Here is an 18,882-nt window from a genome sequence, read left to right on the forward strand (position 1 = left end):
CCAGTAAAAGTATAGTTTGTTGATTATTTAGAGCCTAAATTTCACTTTAGAAGCCAACCCAAGGAATCTTAGCCGTTGAGGCTTGTGTCATTCAGGCTAGAGCAATCAAAGCTCACTGCATCCAATAACTTCGAGCGGTGACGAGTTAATTGTAAATAAACCGTCAGAGATAGAGTGCTGATGGTTTTATTAGTTATTACATGATGTTAGATTTGAACCTATACTTGATTTAACGGCATGCATTCAAAGCCGATAAATCAACTTGAATATAGAATTCATGACATTTGAAGGGAGAGTCAAATGGGAACAGTTTTTCGACGCAAAGCCTCGCAACGCACTCAGTTTTTCAGGTTTAAATTGAAGTCATGTGCAATCATGTTGCCGCTTATTGCTTTACAACCCTCCGTTACTTACGCTTCTGAAACCCAATCAACTCCTGCTGTCACCGTTATTGAAACCACACAACTGGTTGGTTTTGGTGAAGCAAAATATCCAGCCGATTTTACTCACTTCGATTACGTTAATCCTGATGCGCCAAAGCAGGGTAAAGTGACCTATGGCAGCATAGGTACGTACGATAGCTTTAATCGATTCGGTTCCCGCGGCGTTGCTGCAAGTTATACCGGAGAGATTTACGATACCTTGATGTTTTCTCCGAGCGACGAGATTGATGCGTACTATCCATTGATTGCTTCAAAGGTTCGCTATGCCAGTGATTTCACTTGGATGGAAATCGACATCAACCCAAATGCTAAATTCCAAGATGGCGAGCCTATCACCGCGCATGATGTTGCCTTCACTTTTGACAAGTTCTCAACCGAGGGCGTGCCTCAGTATCGTGTGTATTACAAAGAGATTAAGTCAGTAAAAGCGGTCTCTGATTTGGTTGTTCGTATTGAAATGAACAGTCCAAACCGCGAAAAACTGTTTAGCTTCGCGCAAAGCACTCGTGTATTGCCGAAACATTTCTGGAAAGACAGAAAACTGTCTGAGCCTCTAAGTGAGCCACCAGTCGGTAGTGGCCCTTATAAGATCATCAGCTACAAATCAGGCCAAAGTGTTACCTACGGCTTAGATGAAAACTATTGGGCAGCAGACCTACCAGTTAACGTTGGCCGTAATAACTTCAAGCAGGTGCAATACGATTACTACCGTGACGACACTGTAATGTTGGAAGCCTTTAAAGCCGGGGAGTTCGATCTTCGAACCGAGAACTCGGCTAAGTTCTGGGCCAACTCTTATACGGGCGCGAACTTCGATAAAGGCTACATCATTAAAGAAGAGATTAACCACGAGAAGCCTGAAACGACTCAAGGTTTCGTCTTTAATATCCAATCTCCTGTGTTCTCGGATCCTAAAGTGCGTGAAGCGTTAACCTACGCGATGGACTTTGAGTGGATGAACAAGAACATGTTCTATGGTCAGTACAAGCGTACTCGTAGCTACTTCCAAAATACTGACTATGAAGCGAAAGGTTTACCAAGCGAAGCTGAAGTTGAGCTGTTGTCTCAGTATAAAGATCAGATTCCACCGCGAGTTTTCACCGAAGAATTCCAACCTCCCGTCACCGATGGCAGCGGCCGTATTCGTAGCCAGATGCGTACCGCTTTCAAATTGCTGAAAGAAGCGGGTTGGGTGCTGAAAGACAAAGTCATGACCAACGAAAAGACGGGCAAGCCGATGTCATTTGAGTTGCTGATTTACAGCCCAACCACGGAACGTATTGCAACGCCGGTTCAAAAGAACCTTAAGCGCATGGGTATCGAGATGAAGATCCGTACCATCGATACCACTCAATACATCAAGCGCTTGCGTGATCGTGATTTCGATATGGTTTCGTCGTCATTTTCCGCAAACCCTTATCCTAGCCCGAACTTAATGATCGTTTGGAACTCTAACTACATTGATTCTACTTACAATACTGCAGGTGTTATCGATCCAGTGGTTGACGCGTTAACAGAAGAAATTGCGCGTAACCAACAGCATCCTGAAAAGCTTCTTACACTAGGTCGTTCACTTGACCGAGTATTGCAGTGGAATTTCTATAACATCCCGCAATGGCACGTTGGCGAGTACCGCGTAGCAATGTGGGACAAGTTTGAGCGTCCAGATGTATTGCCTAAATACGATTTAGGTATCGATACATGGTGGATTTCAGAAGAGAAGGCGGCATTGCTTCCTGAAAAACGTCGCTAGGAGTTAGTTAGCATGGCCGCGTATATATTTCGACGTTTATTGTTGGTGATCCCCACGCTGTGGGCGATCATCACCATCAACTTTTTCATCATCCAGATTGCCCCAGGAGGTCCGGTAGAACAAGCCGTTGCTCAATTAGAAGGGCATAACTCTGGCATCATGGAGCGCTTTTCTGGTGGTGGACAAGAAGTTGATTTAAGCGAAAGTGACCAAGCGTCTGCCAGTGGCTATAAAGGCTCTCGCGGGCTTGATCCTGAAGTGGTTGAAGAGATCAAAAAGCAGTTTGGTTTTGATAAGCCGATTCACGTTCGCTACTTCGACATGTTGAAAAATTACGCGACCTTTAACTTTGGTGAAAGCCTGTTTAAAGGCGGCAACGTTATTGATCTCATCATCGAGCGACTGCCTGTTTCCATCTCCTTAGGGTTATGGAGTACCTTAATCATCTACGTGATTTCGATACCTTTAGGCATAATGAAGGCGATACATCACGGTTCTCGCTTCGATATTTGGTCGAGCGCGGTCGTGATTGTCGGTTATGCCGTTCCGGGCTTCTTGTTTGCGATTATCCTGATTATTTTGTTCGCGAGTGGTAACTACTTCAGTTGGTTCCCATTGCGTGGTCTTGTGTCGAGTAATTTCGACCAGCTCAACTGGTATCAACAAATTGGCGACTACTTCTGGCACTTAGCTTTGCCTATTTTTGCGATGGTTATCGGTGGCTTTGCCACACTGAGCATGCTGACCAAAAACTCCTTCCTTGATGAAATCAATAAGCAATATGTGGTGACCGCGCGAGCGAAAGGTTTGGACGAGAGCAGCATTCTCTACAAGCACGTTTTCCGTAACGCGATGTTGATCATTATTGCCGGTTTCCCGAGTGCATTTATTAGTATTTTCTTCACGGGTTCTATGTTGATTGAAGTGATGTTTTCACTTGAAGGCATCGGTCTGCTTGGCTTTGAGTCGACCATTCAGCGAGATTACCCAGTGGTGTTCAGCTCTCTCTATATCATGACCTTGCTTGGCTTGGTGCTGAGCATTATCTCCGACCTGACGTATACCTGGGTTGATCCTCGAATTGATTTTGAAGCGCGTTAATGGCGAATGAATAAAAAGGTATTGATAATAAATGTTTAACAACCCTTTAGCTGAAGCTCGTTGGTTACGTTTTAAAGCAAACAAGCGTGGTTTTATCTCCCTTTGGATATTTACCATTCTGTTTGGACTGAGCCTGTTCGCTGAGATCATTGCCAACGATAAGCCTTTATTGGTTTCTTATGATAATCAGTGGTTTGTACCTGTCATTAATGAGTATGCCGAGACTGAATTTGGCGGCGAGTTTGAAACAGAAGCCGATTACAAAGACCCTTATGTTATCGAACTTATTGAAGACAGCGGTTACATCGTGTGGCCCATCATTCCGTTTAGCTACGACACCATCAACTTCGATATTTCAGGCGCGGTGCCGTCGGAGCCTGATTCAGTGAACTGGTTAGGAACCGATGATAAAGGGCGAGATGTATTAGCTCGTATCATTTATGGGTTCCGTATCTCTGTGCTCTTTGGCTTTATTCTGACGATTGTATCGAGCGTGATTGGTGTGGTTGTTGGGGCGACCCAAGGTTACTACGGTGGTTGGGTGGATCTGTTTGGTCAGCGCTTCATTGAAGTTTGGTCTGGCATGCCGACCCTATTCTTGCTGATTATTTTGTCGAGTTTTATCGAGCCAAACTTCTGGTGGCTGCTCGGAATAATGGTGCTGTTCAGTTGGATGAGTTTAGTTGGTATCGTTCGAGCCGAGTTCTTACGCTGTCGAAACTTTGATTATGTACGTGCCGCGCAAGCGATGGGTGTTGACGACAAACGCATTATGCTTCGTCACATGCTACCTAACGCGATGGTGGCTTCGTTAACCATGATGCCGTTTATCCTTTCAGGCTCGGTCACCACATTAACGTCGTTAGATTTCTTGGGCTTTGGTTTGCCTGCAGGTTCGCCGTCATTAGGTGAGCTATTGGCGCAAGGCAAAGCTAACTTGCAAGCGCCTTGGCTTGGCATTTCGGCCTTCGTCGTGCTTTCTCTGATGCTGACGTTACTGGTCTTCGTAGGTGAAGCGGTACGTGATGCTTTCGACCCACATCAACAGAAGTAAGGATAGGTTATGACTTCAAATACAATGCCTGCTTCTCCAGTTTTGACCATCGATAAATTGTCGGTCGGTTTCGGGCGAAAAGATTCGATAGAACAAGTGACTCATGATGTCTCGTTGGAGATATACAAAGGTGAGACACTCGCACTGGTAGGAGAGAGTGGTTCAGGCAAATCGGTTACCGCTAATTCAGTGTTAAAACTGCTGCCTAAAGGCTCGTCGCATTACTTGAACGGTAAGATTAACTTCTCTGGTACCGATATTCTGAGTTGTTCTGAAAGGCAACTGCGCGGGATTCGTGGTGGTCGCATCGGCATGATCTTTCAAGAGCCCATGGTGTCGCTGAATCCGCTTCATAGAGTCGGAAAACAGCTTGTTGAAACCCTCGCGATTCACCGAGGTATGCGAACCAACAAAGCGCAAGCCTTAGCGATAGAGTGGCTATCCAAGGTGGGGATTCGTTACCCAGAACAAAAGATATCAGCGTATCCGCACGAGCTATCTGGTGGAGAACGCCAACGCGTGATGATCGCAATGGCATTGATCAACGAACCTGAGCTGCTTATCGCTGACGAACCGACAACCGCATTGGATGTGTCGGTACAAGCGCAGATTTTGGATTTGTTGAAAGACCTGCAACAAGAGCTGGGTATGGCGATGCTTTTTATCACTCATGACTTAAGCATCGTTCGTAAGATTGCCGACAGAGTAGCGGTAATGAAAGATGGTCGCTTGGTTGAAAGTAACGACTGTCATACCCTGTTTAATGCGCCTGCTCACCCTTATACGCAAAAGCTTATCAACTCTGACCCGAAGGGCTTGCCTGTCCCTGTATCACCCGACAGCAAACCGCTACTCGATGTAAATCAACTTCGTGTTTGGTTCCCGATCACGGGCGGTTTATTCAAGCGAACCATTTCTCATGTCAAAGCCGTAACCGACATGGAGTTCACTTTGAAGAAAGGGCACTCAATCGGTTTGGTTGGCGAAAGTGGTTCTGGTAAATCGACGACCGGTATGGCGATACTTAAGCTGGTGGATAGCGAAGGGTCAATTACCTACTCGAGTGAACAGCTTCAAGGTTTAGATCGAAAACAGATGCTTCCGTTTAGAAGCCGTATGCAAGTGGTCTTTCAAGACCCGTTTTCTGCGCTAAACCCGAGAATGTCGGTCGCTCAGGTGATTGGCGAAGGTTTGTTAGTGCATCAACAATTGGATGAGCACGAACTCGACCAACGCATCTGTGACGTAATGAGAGAGGTTGACCTCGATCCTGACACTCGTCACCGTTACCCTAATGAGTTTTCTGGCGGACAAAGGCAGCGTATTGCGATTGCTCGTGCTTTGATTTTAAAGCCAGAGTTTATCTTGCTTGATGAGCCAACATCTTCACTCGACAGAACCGTTCAAGCTCAAGTACTGGATTTACTGAAGTCACTTCAAGAAAAGTATGGCCTGACCTATTTGTTTATCAGTCATGATCTGAATGTCGTGAAATCCTTGTGTCATTACACCATCGTCATGAAAGCTGGCGAGGTAATAGAGAAAGGTGACACTGAGACTTTGTTTGGTAATCCGCAGCATGACTACACCAAGCAGTTAGTTTCGCTATCAAATATAAGCTGATTTTATTCATACTTTACGGTGCTTAATAAAAAAGAACGATACTCAACATATCGTTCTTTTTGTTTTAACTACTGGTGTAAGGCCGAGCATGAGTAGTTAAGATTTAATTTAACGCATCAGTACATTACGAGTGAATTGCTTCTTCAGGTAGGAACTGTACTCAGAGTTAAACGGTTCGGTTGAGTTGTTTCGCATATCTTGTGAGATCAGCGCGTTAGAAGAGTCTGCTTCAGGGTGCTGTGGCGCTGTACCAAACTCTGCGTTTAGTGCCGTTTGCGTTTTTGCTGATGTTAACCAGTTAATGAATACTAGAGATGCAGCTTGATGTTGACTGTTTTTAGCCACTGTTACAAAGTTACCACCGCCTGACATGCCAAATTCAGGGATGTAGAACTTGATGCGATCAGTAATCGCGCCACGCTTTTGTAGACCCGCTAGGTGGTCTTCCCATGCAGGTGCAAGTGTAATTTCACCATCGTTGATACGTGTAAGGCTGTCTGCGTTAGACGCTGTGATTAGCATATCTTCTTCGTTCGTTTGAAACCAATCCCAAGTTTGTGCCCACGATTTTACGACTTTCTTATCAAGCTTTTCTGTCATATCGAACTCGCCTGATAGGTGACGAATGCTTGACTCGATGAAGCGCTGACCAGCTCCTCCACCGTTTGGATCATTTACACCAAATGCCATTGGGTTGCTTTTGATGTAGCTCTCCATTTCTTCAAAGGTCTGTGGTAAATCAGACTCTTTGATACGGCTAGGATCGTAAGCAAGGCCAGTTTGGTTGCCCCAGAAGGTCACGCCATAACCTTTAGAGTTGATCCCTTCTGCTGTTTGATTCAGCTTTTGAATTTCTGGAAGCTTATTTAAATTTAGAAGAGTGTTTTCTAGTTTGAACGTATTCAATGCTGTTGGACCAAGAGCCACTACATCCATAGAACCTTCATCACGGCGGCTTTCAGCTTGAAGCTTGTTGCGGTTACCATCGTGAGTGCCTTCAGGGATACGAACTTTAATGCCCGTTTCTTCTTCAAAGCTTTTTACAAACTTACGGAAACCAGGTTGAAGATACCAAACTGAGAAAGTTACTGAGCCTTCTTCTTTCGCTTGAGTTTCAATTTCATCCCACGTCATTGTGTTTACATCGTATGCAAAGCTAGAAAATGCTGTGGCGCTAAGTAGTGCTGCTAGTAGAGTTTTTTTCATTGTATCCTCACGAAATTAAGCTTTACCTGTCGATTGAGACAAGTAGTTTCCTTTCAATAAACGTTCAATTAGTAACATCAGTAGTACATTTGGAATCACAAGGATCAGAGATACAACGGCAGCATCAGGTCTGATAAATGAATAACCCAAAAACGAGTATAAGATGGTTGGAACAGTAATAAAATCTGGTGCACCAAGTACGTAGGACATATTGAATTCCTCAATACTGATCACCAAGCAGAAGATTGACGATGCAAGTAAGCTTGGTTTGAGCATAGGCAAGAATGCATGCTTAAAAGTTCCAATCTTACCCGCGCCCATATCTGAACATGCATCAATCAAATCTTGTGGAATGGCTTTAAAACCTGCCGACAAAATACGAATTGCGTAAGGCAGGGCCAATACTGTATGCGCAATAACAATGTTGACGTATGGATCAGTTAGACCTAGTTCAAGGAGCATGGCACTGAAAAAGACAGCCAAGATCATTGAAGGCATAACCATCGGCAGCAGTGACACCATTTCAGCAAGCTTTTTGCCACGAAACTCCATGCGACCAAAGGCATAGGCTGTCGGCATTGCTAAAGTGATGGTCAAAATAGCTACCGCTGGCGCAACCGAATAGCTGTTGCGTAGTGCTTCTGGTAGGGAAGTGTTTTCCCACACTTCAACCCAACGTCCAAAAGAGAGAACTTGTGGGAATAAGTCTGGGTAACTCCATGGGTGGTTTGGATCGACTAGGGACCAAATGATAGCCATAGCAAATGGCACACCCAGCCAAAGAAAATTCACTAGCACAAAGAAGCTAATTGAGATCAACATAACCCATTGGGTATTCGTTAAGTTGCGTAGGCGACTCATGATGCTTTCTCCATATCAACAACAACGCTTTTACGTGTAAGAAATGGTTGAGTTAGTAAAGTAAGAACGACAGCGGAGAAGCCTGCGAGAAGCATGATGACCATAGCGATCACTGCTGAGTTCTCCCATTCGTAATATTGGGTTGCGGTAATGTTCATTAACATAGCCAGTGAGTAGCTGCTGCGAGAACCTGCTACGGAAGCAAACGAGAAATCACCAAGTGCGCCAATGAAAATCAGAATAGATGCAGCCTGTAATGCTGGAATTGTTAACGGAAAAATCACCTGACAGAATCTTGCCCAGCGAGTCGCGCCGAGGTCTAGAGCAGCGTCCATTAGATCTCCACGAATGCTGGCAATTGAACCACTGATCAGGATTAGGGCAAACGGTAAGTTTTTCCAAACTTGCAGCACTACAATGCTCCAACCGAACTTATCGTTAGACATACGCATGGGCTTATCAATAATGCCTAATGCCAATAATGATTCGTTGAAAATACCGTGGTAAGCAATCACGTTCATTAATAAGAACGCAGCAACAAGCCCCGGGACAAACATAGGAGCACGGAGAACACCGATAATGGCAGGTTTACCCGGGATAGGTTTGTGTAACCAAAGTGCAATAGGGTAGGCCAGTATGACAGCGCCTAATGTACCGAGTACTGAAGTTCTTAGCGAGTAAGTTACTGAGCGCCATAAAATTGGGTCGCTTAGAGTCGCTTGCCAATATTCAAGAGTTGCATTGGTTTCGCCCATTACACTGAACATACCAAAGCTTTGCGCGACCACCACATAGAGCGCGCTTCCCATGAGTAAGGCAATGGTGCCAACTCCCGGAATCAGCAATAAGTAGGGTTTGAGATTCATGCGCCTACTCCCTCTAGGAAGCGAATTCCAAATTCAGGCAGTTTTACATGAATAGTTTCACCTTTTTGAGCAGAAACTCGACCATTCAGTTGTAAGCGAATTTTCTGAGGAATCTCGGTACCTACCCATCCAAACACATCTAGGTTATTACCTTGGAAAGCTGATGATTCGACTTTAACTTCAAAGCTATTGGCTTCATCCTTTTTACAAATTTCTGCATCTTCAGGACGCCAGCAAACAAAAACTTCACTAGCTTGTGGTGCTTCTGCTGATTCAACGACAAATTCAGCCATGTTACAACTCACTCGGTACTGGTTGTCTTCCGACGTTGATTCCACATACGCCTTGTGGATATTTGCAGCACCGATGAAGTCGGCAACAAAACGGTTAGCTGGACGATAGTAAATGTCTTCAGGTGTGCCAATCTGTTCTATGTTGCCGCCGTTAAGCACGACAATTCTGTCACTCATCGCTAGCGCTTCAGCTTGGTCATGTGTGACATAGATAGATGTTAGGTTGTGCTGGCGTTGCAGTTCTTTAATTTCGAAACGTACCCCCTCACGCATTTTTGCATCAAGGTTAGATAAAGGTTCATCAAATAGGATGATGTCAGGGCGAGTCACCATTGCACGAGCTAGAGCGACTCGCTGCTGTTGACCACCTGATAATTGTGCTGGCAATTTGTCTTTGTGTTCAATCAGACCAACCTGAGACAAAATCTCTGCTAAACGGCGTTTTTGTTCGTTCTTGTCGATCTTCTGCTGAACCATGCCGAAGCAGATATTGTGAGAAACACTTAAATGTGGAAACAACGCATAAGATTGAAAGCACATTGCTGTTTCACGTTTTTCTGGCGGGATCTGGTTCACAACACGGTCGTTCATCAGGATTTCTCCAGATGTAGGTGTTTGAAATCCGCCAATCATTTTCAGCAATGTTGTTTTACCGCAACCACTTGGTCCAAGTAGAGTGACAAACTCGCCTTGTTCTACAGAGAATGAGATCTCTTTTGATGCGTAAAAGTCACCATAAGTTTTCGTCACAGAACGAAGTTCCAAAATTGCCATGATTAACCTTTTTTTAAAAGTTTAAATTTCGAGTTAGATTATTTACAGTTTATTTCAGTTTTATTAACGATCGATATTTTTCGCACAGAAATCATTCTTCGATCACGGAAAGTTTAATAAGCTATTGTTTTTTGGCTGTTTTTATTTCTGGTTTTTGGTGTGTATTTCTAGGTTGACATAAAGCTGAATTGCTCTGTATTCTGTATTAAACTTTTTGGGGTAGTTTAATTGGTGGCGATTTATGTTTACTTTTGATGTGGCGAAAAAAGGGCAGATTCTTGTAAATAGTCACAGAGGTGACTGTATTCGCTGCCCAGAAAATACTATGCCTGCTTTTATAAGTGCTGTAGAGCGTAGTACCAGCTGTATAGAAATTGATATTGCTATGACTGCGGATGAAGAGTTGGTCGTTATTCATGATCCAAGTGTCGACCGTACGTCTAATGGAAGTGGATATGTCGAGCAAATGACGTTATCTGAGCTAGAAGCGTTGGATTTCGGTAGCTGGTTTCACCCGTCATTTGAAAACACGTCAATCTCCACATTTAGTGAAGTGCTTGAATGGGCGGTTAAACATCAACTTGGGTTGATTGTTGAGGCAAAACAGAGGCGTAACCATTACCGATTTGCTGAGCAGTTTACTGCTTTGATAGAACAAACACCCAATGCTCTTGCGCATATCCAATTGCTAGGCTTTGACCATACCTTAGTTAACCTTGTGAAACAGCGTTTGCCAAATATTCAATTACAAGTTGTAACGCTTGCGCACTACCAAAACCAGTTAAATGCAGTGCTTGAATCGAATGCTTCTGCAGTTTGTGTTGAATACCCATATACGACTCAAGCGGTGTTGGAAGAGTACAAAAAATCGGGTTTGACCACGCGTTTGTATTTACCGAATAAAGATAAAAATATGAAACCGACACAATGGCTTAACCAATATTATGGCTACGATGCACATAGTGAAATTATTCAATGGTTGAGGTTTGGACTCGTTGATATGATTAGCCATGACGATATTGATATGTTGAAAGAGTTAGTACAAGAGTCCGGTATGGATGCGATTTAATCGCTTACATTTCCTAGAGTTAAAAAGTAAAACTAAAACCATTAGATAGAGAACCACCGAACATGTTGACGCCGACAAAACCATTACAACTAGAATTAACACCAGGGCAGAAAAAACTACTGGCGGTTTGTCGTGAACATCGCGCGGTTCCACGCGCTAAAATAGTAGAGCAAACGGGCTTACGCAGCGGTTCTGTTACCAGTATTTCGAAAGAACTGTTGGCTATGAATATGATTAAAGAAGGGCCTCGTGAAAAAGTTGGGCGAGGGCAACCGATCATTCCATTACAGCTTAATCCATATGCAGCATTTTCATTTGGTATTGCTTTTCATATTCATCGTATAGAAGTCGCATTAGCAAACTTTTGTGGGGAAGTGATCGATACTGAAATCATGGATTACGCAGAAGATTCGCCAATTTCAGAAGTGCTATCGAGCATCAAACAGAAAATAGACTCGCTGGTAGACAAACATAAAATTCAGAATGCGCGTATTTTAGGTATTGGTGTGTCAATGCCCGGGCCTTCTGAAGGTGACGGCAAGTCGATTCGCACTATCATTCAGATGGAACATTGGCGAGGTGTCGATTTAGCAAGCATCTTTGGAGATGTATTTGAATGGCCAGTCTGGATCGATAATGATTGTAATGTTGCAGTTGTTGGTGAGTTTTATTCTGGTAAGTGGATTGACGTCAAAAACATGGTTCTATTTGAGCTTGGTCATGGTGTTGGTGGCGGTGTGATCATCAATCGCAAACTTTACCGTGGAAGTCGGCATAATGCTGGCGAAATAGGAACATATTTCAACCTGCTTGGTGAAGAAAACAAGCCTACTATTCGTGGATTGTTGGATCAATTGGTGGCATCAGGACTGGAAGTGGATGGTCCTGAAGATATTCCAGGATTAGATAACCTTGTAGTGTCAAAATGGGTGCGTTTTGCCGCTGCTCAGCTTAAGCCCATGCTAGTCGTCACTTTAGGATGGTTCGACCCAGATTGTATCGTTATTGGTGGTTCTTGCCCTCAACATATCAGCCAAGCAATTATTGATGAAATCGCATTAGACAAGGTTTGGGAAGAAGCTGAACGCTCGTATGCAATGGCTCAATTCTCTCCTTCAAAAATTGGATCGTCGCTAAATACCTATGGGGCATGTATGTTCCCAGTATTTCGCACGCTAGGTATTTAATAAAACATCGGATAATTGTTATGAAATATGCACCAAGTGTGGGTGTGAAGTTCCATGAAGATGGAAGCGTAAGAGCATTCCCTGGCAACACTTTTATTTGTCATTTAGATCAATCGCTCCCTTTGATTGGTGAATTACGTTGGGCGCAAGATCAGTTAAAAACAATGGACTGTGGCAGCAAGTTCTCATTCTTGCCTATTTCAAGTATGCACATGACGGTATTTGAAGGGGTTTGTGATCAAATTCGAGAAGCTCATAAATGGACGACGAAACTCAACCTAGACGCTGAACTATCGGCAACTACCGACTTGTTTGCGACAGAAGCAAGCCAGATAGGCGCTCAAGGTGGTTTTGAAATGATGTTCGACTACGTTTACAATTGCCCTATTGGCGGTACTGCTATTCGTATTAAACCAGCTAACGAGCAGTCTACTCAAGCACTTAAGCAGTGTCGTGAAGCGTTAAAAGCAGCCACAGGTATCAATATGCCTGATTTCGATGACTATCACTTTCATATTACGTTGAGCTATCGCGTTATAGAGTTGGAAGAGCAAGATAAAATTGAATTACAACAGACTGCGAAGCGTATTGGTGAGCGTATCGCTCAATCGTTTGGCTCTTTGATTCATGGGCCTGTAGAGTTTTGTACTTTCCAAGACATGTTCAAATTTACTCCTGTTATCAAACTATCGTAGTTTTTGGTATAAATAATCACTAAGATCTTTATCTGATTCGAGCTCATGCGCCGTTAATACTGCGCATGAGCTTTTTTATTGAGTGCGTTAGGAAAAATAGCGGCTAGTGCGCGATCTCCTACATAGTTAGAAAACGATATTCGTTCTTAGGCCAAACAACGCGACTTTGCTTTGAGTACTGACTGCGGGTGTGACGTATTGCGCATCCGCGGTAAAGGTTAACCATGGCGTTGCTTGGAAAGCGTAGTAGATCTCAAAACCTTGCTCGTCTTTTAATTCAGCTCCGAGTGGCAAATCGCTAATGCTGTTTTGTAACGCATTAGACAAGTTGTAGTAATAGTAGCCCGCGCCCCATTGATCTTGAGATCTGTCGAAGAAGAAAGCGTTGCCTCCAAGGCCGCCAACAAACGTTCCATCTATGATATTTGGATTACCGTCTGCCGCTGCTGCTCTTAGATAGACTGCGATAGTATCGTCATTGTTCTCGTAGATATTGTGTGTCGCTTGAGCACGAATGTTGTACTTATATTTTGCGGTCTCACCCAAAGACGAGTAATCGACCCCTTCTTCAGTGCTGTATGTACCAGACATACCAAACGTAGAACTTCTATCGAACAATTTGAATGAGTGAGTTGCACCTAATGAAAAGTTCACGCCATCATCAAACCAATCATTGAACCCTAAGTTGTCATCGTATCGATCTCTTGGATCATAAATCATCGCTGTGATTCGAGTATCGCCGATGGTGTGGTTCAGAATACCGCCAATAAATGATGGTGGTGTCACGCCACTTGGTGGAGCAGAGAAGGCAATGTTCATGAATCCATGACGAGTTGCACCACCGTAGAATGGCGCATTTCGTAGTAGCTCAAACGCGTCGATCTTGCCAAAAAGTAGGTTGGTGTTGTCATCAAATTTATGTGTGTAATACAAGGATGAAAAGAAAGGGCTGCTGCTGTCTGAGTAATGGGCTGAATTCGGTACTGACAAACTGGAGAAGCCAAAGTCGTTCGCATCTCCGTTTAGATAGATCAACTGGGTGCGAAAGGTGCCGTTATTCCATAGGCCAGCATTTTCGGTATCAAGCGCTGCAAACAGATCAAAACGGTGTGTGAACTCATTTGAATTTGATGGTGAGCCAGAAAACGCCGATTGGTAAACGTTGGTGTATTCAGCATCTAGCGAGAGTCCGTTGTCTTTAATGTGACTACGATTTCCCCCCCAATCACCGGTTAATGTATCAGAGTATGGTTGGCTTGCATTAGCTAAAGACGATAAAAAAAGTGGAGCTAAACAAAAGGGTAATGATAAAAATTTCATAATTAAATCTTATTGTTAGAACGTAATCTGGCTAAGCGCATTGAGATAGATAAGCAGGGCTGTTTAGCGTGCTGGCCAGTTGTGAATGACGTTGATGTTTAAACAGTGCACTCAATGCATCAAACGCTTCTGAAATGGACAGATACCCTTGCTGATAAGCGAAGGAAACCGAACTTGCTTTACCGTCGTTGAGGTCGTGTCTTGAGATCGCAATGCCATGGTTTTGCGCGAGTAAAAACAATGCATCCGCGTTAAGAGGTTGCGAGTCCGCATTTTGCTGGTGACGCAACTTGTTGACGAGTGAGTGAATACGCTCAATACATTGGCTAAGTCGGTGATAGCGAGAGGTGTTCACTGTTGTCGCAATATGCTGGCAAACTTTTACCAATGCCTCCATTTGATCTGTTTTCGCTGAAGACGAAACCATCTTTTCAATAACTGCATTTAGCTCGGCAAGATATTGCGTTCTAAGCTGGGGTAATACCGTCACTTCATCATCCTTAATGTATCCGCGTAGCTCCTTGCCAAGTGACTCTAGATAACCCATATCTAATTCCCAAATGGTAGACATAGTATTGACCTGAGTTGTAATTGACCGGGTCATGTTATCGATTTTGGTGATGATAAAACTAATTTTGAAGTTTTTATGTTTTAATTAAGCTATTGTATTTATTGATTTTTCATTGCATTTCATCTGTTTGATAGACGTTTCAATACCGGTGTCATCAAAGGAGAACAAAAGAGAAGATTGGCTGATGAAGAATGGCGCAGTTATGGTGGTAAACAGCGTAATTAAATCAGATTTGTGTGGCTTTGATAAGGCGAGGTGAGATGACACGAAAGAGGTTAGCCAGTTAAAATGAGAAGGTGTGTACTCGACCGGACATAGAGGGAAGGTGACTAATGAGCTACGTATCTTGCGAATTATCTGTGATGCAAAAGTCTTTGGTTCTGCAAGGATGTAATAAGGTGTCACTGTTGATGAGGAGTTGCAGGGCGCTTTATCTCTCCCTGCCAAGTGCCAAGTGCCAAGTTTCAGGAACGACGAATACATCTGTTCACGGCATAAGCCCTATTCGCTAGAGCCAGTATTTAGAAAGCTGCACTTGTTGAGCTATGTTGTGGCTAATAATTGCACCACCAAACAGCAAATGTCCTCGATGGACTGTGAAGTGTTGGGATATTTGGTTGTGATGTGGAAAGCAGTGAGATAGGGGATTGAAGGTGTGAGAGCGTGTCGAATTGAGTTTGAGATCTTTGTATAGAGATATCTGAATATAGGGATTTCTGTATCGCGGAATCGGTAAACATGTACCATAAAAAGAAAAAGTGATAGCGGACGCTGAGGTCACACTATCACTTTTTGAGAACGATGAAGGTCAAGCTATTGAGATACTTTCGCTCAGCTTAGAGGAATGTTCATCGTTTTGTACCTACGTTATTTTTGTTGAATCGCCGTAAGAGCATGTTGGAAGTACAAGCTTGTCGCACACACATCGTGGTCATGATCATGATGGTGGTGATGACCGTGAGCGTTGTGGTATCTGTTGATTACATTCACAACTTTCATATTTTGCTCAGTCATGGCTAAACCAGAGTTACTGTTTTTTACAGGAGCAGGGATACCTTGGTAAATCGTTGCTTCAACTTTTATCTTGTTGATGTCTTCAGGTTTTACCGTGTATGGGTTGTCGTCGAGTACCGTAAAGTTAGCGGTTTTACCGATATCAATGGTACCCACTTCATTTTCTAGACGTGCTGTGTATGCTGCATCAATCGTGATTGCGCGCATTGCTTCATCAACCGTAATACGCTCTTGAGGTCCCATTACCGTTTTGCCAGACAGACCAATTCTATTTACAGCGGCCCAAACTAACCCTAGTGGTTGCGCTGGTGCCATTGGTGAATCTGAGTGCAATGATAAAATACCACCCGCATCGATGAATGAACGTCCACGCGCCATCACTTCTGCACGCTCTTGACCGATACCTTGTTCAGAGTAAAGCTCAGCCAGAATATGTGTGTAGTAAGGGTTTACACTAAAGTTTGCGCCAAGTTCAACGGCTTTAGGGATGTCGTCTTTATCGGTAATACCTAGGTGATGGAAGCTGGTTCTGTGATCGTCTCTGCTTTTTTCTTTGTTAAGCTTGTCGACAATGTTCAGTGCAGTCTCAAAGCCTAGATCACCATTGGCATGGATAACAATCGTGTAGTCGTCTTCCCAGTAAGGACGCATACTTGCTTCAAGATCTTTAGGCTCTTGCAACCATTCACCTGAGTGACCATCGGTGTAACCATCTTTAAGTTGCATTAACTGGCTGTACATTGCGCCGTCTGAGAACAACTTAACGAATTTAGGTAGCCATCTGATCTGTTCGCCTTGATAAGACGGGTGCTGAGTCAAACCTTCGGCAATCGCTTTACCTTTGGCAGGGTCGTTTTCTGCCATCATGTAGGTAAAGTTACCCGCTGGCATTAACCAGTAATCCATTGGGAAGTTTCCGTCTTCAAGAATGTCGACTACTTGCTCGAACATCTCAGGTGTTGCAACAACACCTGGGTCAATCGCGGTAGTAATACCACCAGAGTGGATGTAATCTTTGGTTCGCTCCATCCCGGTTGCAAAAATGCCGCTATTTACCCAGAACCCCATTACATCATTGAGAAGGATTTTAGCTCCAGCTTCATAAGCATGGCCTCGTTCCCAGTCTAGCTGATCGTAGTTATAGCCTTCGCCAGTCCAGTCTTCTTCAGACCAACCTAGCATTTCCATCGCTGCATCGTTGAAGAACAATTCGTGGAAGCTACGATGCCAAATGATAATTGGTCGGTCTTCAGAAATGTTATTCAGCAACTCACGGCTCATTTCATTGCCGTGGAAATAGTGATGGTAGCCCCAGCTTACCAATGGTTCGCCTTCTGCCAGTTCACTTTCTAACTCTGTTAAACGGGCTAAGTAGTTATCATGGCCTATTACGCCTTCAACGTTGCCCCACGGTAAATCCCAATCAGCAGGAGTAATAAAGTCTGTGCCGATCAACAACGCCATCAGCCAAAGGTGAACGTGAGGTTCAACGAAGCCCGGTGTAAGAACGCGATCTTCAAATGATTTATTAATCGTAAAACCATCTTTAGATTGGTACTTAGTGGTGAGTGTTTTTTGATCGCCAAGGTCGAGGATTTTACCGTCTTGAACTGCGATAGCGTCTACGTTGCTATGATCGTGATCTGAAAGAGTAATGATGTCGTTCGATACATAGAGCGTGATAGGGCTAGTAGAGGTTTCGGCGAAAGCAGGTGTGGCGACTAGGCCAGCAATAACCGTTGAGAGAAGTAGCTTTTTCATAATGGATCCTATTGCTCTCAACTAACGACCTTGTTTTATGAGAGGATTCAGTCGACCATCGCGCTTTGGAAAATCAATCTTCCTGTGAGCGCTTAGAAAGTCAGTTCTTTGTATTCACGGATAAGTGATAAGAAAAGAGAGGCGGTAAACCCATAATTAGCAATGCGTAACTCTGTTCAAATAAGTGTGTATAGCTAACTTCTGGGCTTACTGCCAATACATAGAGAAGCGAATTTTATCGTTCAAATACAGAGTGAAAACTCTCTTCGCCTCACATTTGTTGCTAATTTAGCAGTGTTATTACGTTTCTAATAACGCATAATGATAGGTAAAACCAAACATTAATAATCTAAGGCGGTGGGGATGTTTTCTTATGAACACTTAAACTCATTCTGTGCGACGTATGACGAACAGAGCTATAGCAAGGCTGCGAGAGTCCTTGGTAAAGATAGAACAACCATTCGAGAACAAGTGAAAGCGTTAGAAGACAGCTATCGAACCATTTTATTTACGATTGAAGGAAAAAAGGCGGTACCAACCAGCTTTGCACGTTCTATTTATAAGCAGTCAAAATTGTTGGTGCAAAACAGTGAGCGATTGCATCTAAGAATGATGAATGCTTACCAACAAGAACTGACCCGTTTAGATTTCTATCACGATACTCTGATGCCCAACGATTTAGTGGTGGAGATAGAACAGCATGTTTTGAAGGCTCACCCAGACATGGTGCTCAATTGGCTGCATCGAAATCGAGATGAGATCTTGGTTGATGTGACACAAGCGCACAACAAAGTTGCGATCATGCAGCACCGAATGGAAAACATGTCGGAATACCCAATCAGCGCCATCAAACTTGGTGACGGTGATATTGCTGCCTACGCACGGATTGATAGTCCTTTGTTCAAAATCGGTGAGATTCGACTTGAAGATTTGCAATTAGAAACGCAGTACATCAGTGAAAACCAAAGCAAAACCATGCCAGAGTGGTTGGGGGTATCACCGTATTTTCGCACGGTAAGCAATAACGATATGTTACTGGAGTTAGTGAAAGTGAATGGCTGGGCGTTACTTCCAAAAAGCTTAGCGACCGAAGCGGTGAATACGAAGCAACTACGCCGAATAGAGTTCAATGAGCTGCTTTCACACAGCGCGAAGTTCGGGCTCTCATTCTTCTATCCAACGAGTTTTGAAAATACCAGTGTGTATAAAGGTTTGGTTGAAGTACTGAAGGGTTACGCAACTAAGAATTTGTAGACCCACCTTTAGTATCGCTTTGAAAGGTACTTAATAT

The 18,882-nt window shown here is 43.7% G+C and carries 15 protein-coding genes; 8 read left to right on the top strand and 7 right to left on the bottom strand.

Translation table 11 applies throughout. From position 1 onward, the window contains the following. The first annotated feature begins 300 nt into the window (after positions 1-300). From MSG35_RS12315 to yejF, 4 genes are read left to right on the top strand one after another with little or no spacing between them, the layout of a single operon-like run. Complete coding sequence (locus tag MSG35_RS12315; protein WP_048613443.1) at positions 301-2,196, top strand: extracellular solute-binding protein; 1,896 nt, start codon at positions 301-303, stop codon at positions 2,194-2,196. A 12-nt stretch (positions 2,197-2,208) separates the two neighbouring features. Continuing rightward, the gene (locus MSG35_RS12320; protein ID WP_004730359.1) at positions 2,209-3,297 is read left to right on the top strand and encodes a microcin C ABC transporter permease YejB; all 1,089 of its coding nucleotides are present in this window, start codon (positions 2,209-2,211) and stop codon (positions 3,295-3,297) included. 31 nt (positions 3,298-3,328) lie between these two features. Beyond that, the gene (locus MSG35_RS12325) at positions 3,329-4,351 is read left to right on the top strand and encodes an ABC transporter permease (RefSeq protein WP_048608646.1); all 1,023 of its coding nucleotides are present in this window, start codon (positions 3,329-3,331) and stop codon (positions 4,349-4,351) included. 9 nt (positions 4,352-4,360) lie between these two features. Beyond that, entirely contained in the window at positions 4,361-5,974 is a 1,614-nt protein-coding gene (gene yejF / locus MSG35_RS12330) for a microcin C ABC transporter ATP-binding protein YejF (RefSeq protein ID WP_248384066.1), read from the top strand. A 108-nt stretch (positions 5,975-6,082) separates the two neighbouring features. Here the strand turns inward: yejF and MSG35_RS12335 are convergent, their stop codons facing one another. Genes MSG35_RS12335 through MSG35_RS12350 form a run of 4 tightly spaced genes read right to left on the bottom strand, consistent with a single transcriptional unit; the run spans position 6,083 to position 9,974 of the window. Then, positions 6,083-7,180: an extracellular solute-binding protein gene (locus MSG35_RS12335; protein WP_172379164.1), complete on the bottom strand. Its 1,098-nt coding sequence runs from the start codon at positions 7,178-7,180 to the stop codon at positions 6,083-6,085. 15 nt (positions 7,181-7,195) lie between these two features. Continuing rightward, positions 7,196-8,041: an ABC transporter permease gene (locus tag MSG35_RS12340; RefSeq protein ID WP_172379163.1), complete on the bottom strand. Its 846-nt coding sequence runs from the start codon at positions 8,039-8,041 to the stop codon at positions 7,196-7,198. After that, positions 8,038-8,907, bottom strand: coding sequence for an ABC transporter permease (locus MSG35_RS12345; protein ID WP_172379162.1), 870 nt, complete (start codon positions 8,905-8,907; stop codon positions 8,038-8,040). The genes MSG35_RS12340 and MSG35_RS12345 overlap by 4 nt, the downstream gene beginning before the upstream one ends. Then, a complete protein-coding gene (locus MSG35_RS12350) occupies positions 8,904-9,974 on the bottom strand; it encodes an ABC transporter ATP-binding protein (RefSeq protein ID WP_248384068.1) in 1,071 nt (356 codons plus the stop codon). The genes MSG35_RS12345 and MSG35_RS12350 overlap by 4 nt, the downstream gene beginning before the upstream one ends. 241 nt (positions 9,975-10,215) lie before the next feature. Between MSG35_RS12350 and MSG35_RS12355 the strand changes: the two genes are divergently transcribed. From MSG35_RS12355 to MSG35_RS12365, 3 genes are all read left to right on the top strand, one after another. Continuing rightward, positions 10,216-11,043 (top strand): glycerophosphodiester phosphodiesterase family protein, encoded by an 828-nt coding sequence (locus MSG35_RS12355; RefSeq protein ID WP_248384070.1) that lies wholly within the window; start codon positions 10,216-10,218, stop codon positions 11,041-11,043. A gap of 62 nt (positions 11,044-11,105) precedes the next feature. Beyond that, entirely contained in the window at positions 11,106-12,230 is a 1,125-nt protein-coding gene (locus tag MSG35_RS12360; RefSeq protein ID WP_248384071.1) for an ROK family protein, read from the top strand. A 20-nt stretch (positions 12,231-12,250) separates the two neighbouring features. Further along, complete coding sequence (locus tag MSG35_RS12365; RefSeq protein WP_172379158.1) at positions 12,251-12,925, top strand: DUF1868 domain-containing protein; 675 nt, start codon at positions 12,251-12,253, stop codon at positions 12,923-12,925. Between the two features lie 126 nt (positions 12,926-13,051). On the opposite strand, the gene MSG35_RS12370 is transcribed toward MSG35_RS12365, so the two are convergent. The 3 genes from MSG35_RS12370 to MSG35_RS12380 form a co-directional block, all read right to left on the bottom strand. Continuing rightward, positions 13,052-14,245: a carbohydrate porin gene (locus tag MSG35_RS12370; protein ID WP_248384072.1), complete on the bottom strand. Its 1,194-nt coding sequence runs from the start codon at positions 14,243-14,245 to the stop codon at positions 13,052-13,054. A 31-nt stretch (positions 14,246-14,276) separates the two neighbouring features. Next, on the bottom strand, positions 14,277-14,816 hold the full coding sequence (locus MSG35_RS12375; protein ID WP_228012653.1) for a hypothetical protein: 540 nt from the start codon (positions 14,814-14,816) through the stop codon (positions 14,277-14,279). A gap of 867 nt (positions 14,817-15,683) precedes the next feature. Next, positions 15,684-17,591 (bottom strand): amidohydrolase, encoded by a 1,908-nt coding sequence (locus tag MSG35_RS12380; RefSeq protein WP_248384073.1) that lies wholly within the window; start codon positions 17,589-17,591, stop codon positions 15,684-15,686. Positions 17,592-17,954: 363 nt separating this feature from the next. Here MSG35_RS12380 and MSG35_RS12385 point away from each other — a divergent pair, with 363 nt between their 5' ends. Next, entirely contained in the window at positions 17,955-18,845 is an 891-nt protein-coding gene (locus MSG35_RS12385) for a LysR family transcriptional regulator (protein ID WP_248384074.1), read from the top strand. The last annotated feature ends 37 nt before the right edge of the window (positions 18,846-18,882 follow it).

Origin of the sequence: Vibrio sp. 1CM23M, assembly GCF_023161755.1 — a bacterium.
GTDB lineage: Bacteria > Pseudomonadota > Gammaproteobacteria > Enterobacterales > Vibrionaceae > Vibrio > Vibrio coralliirubri.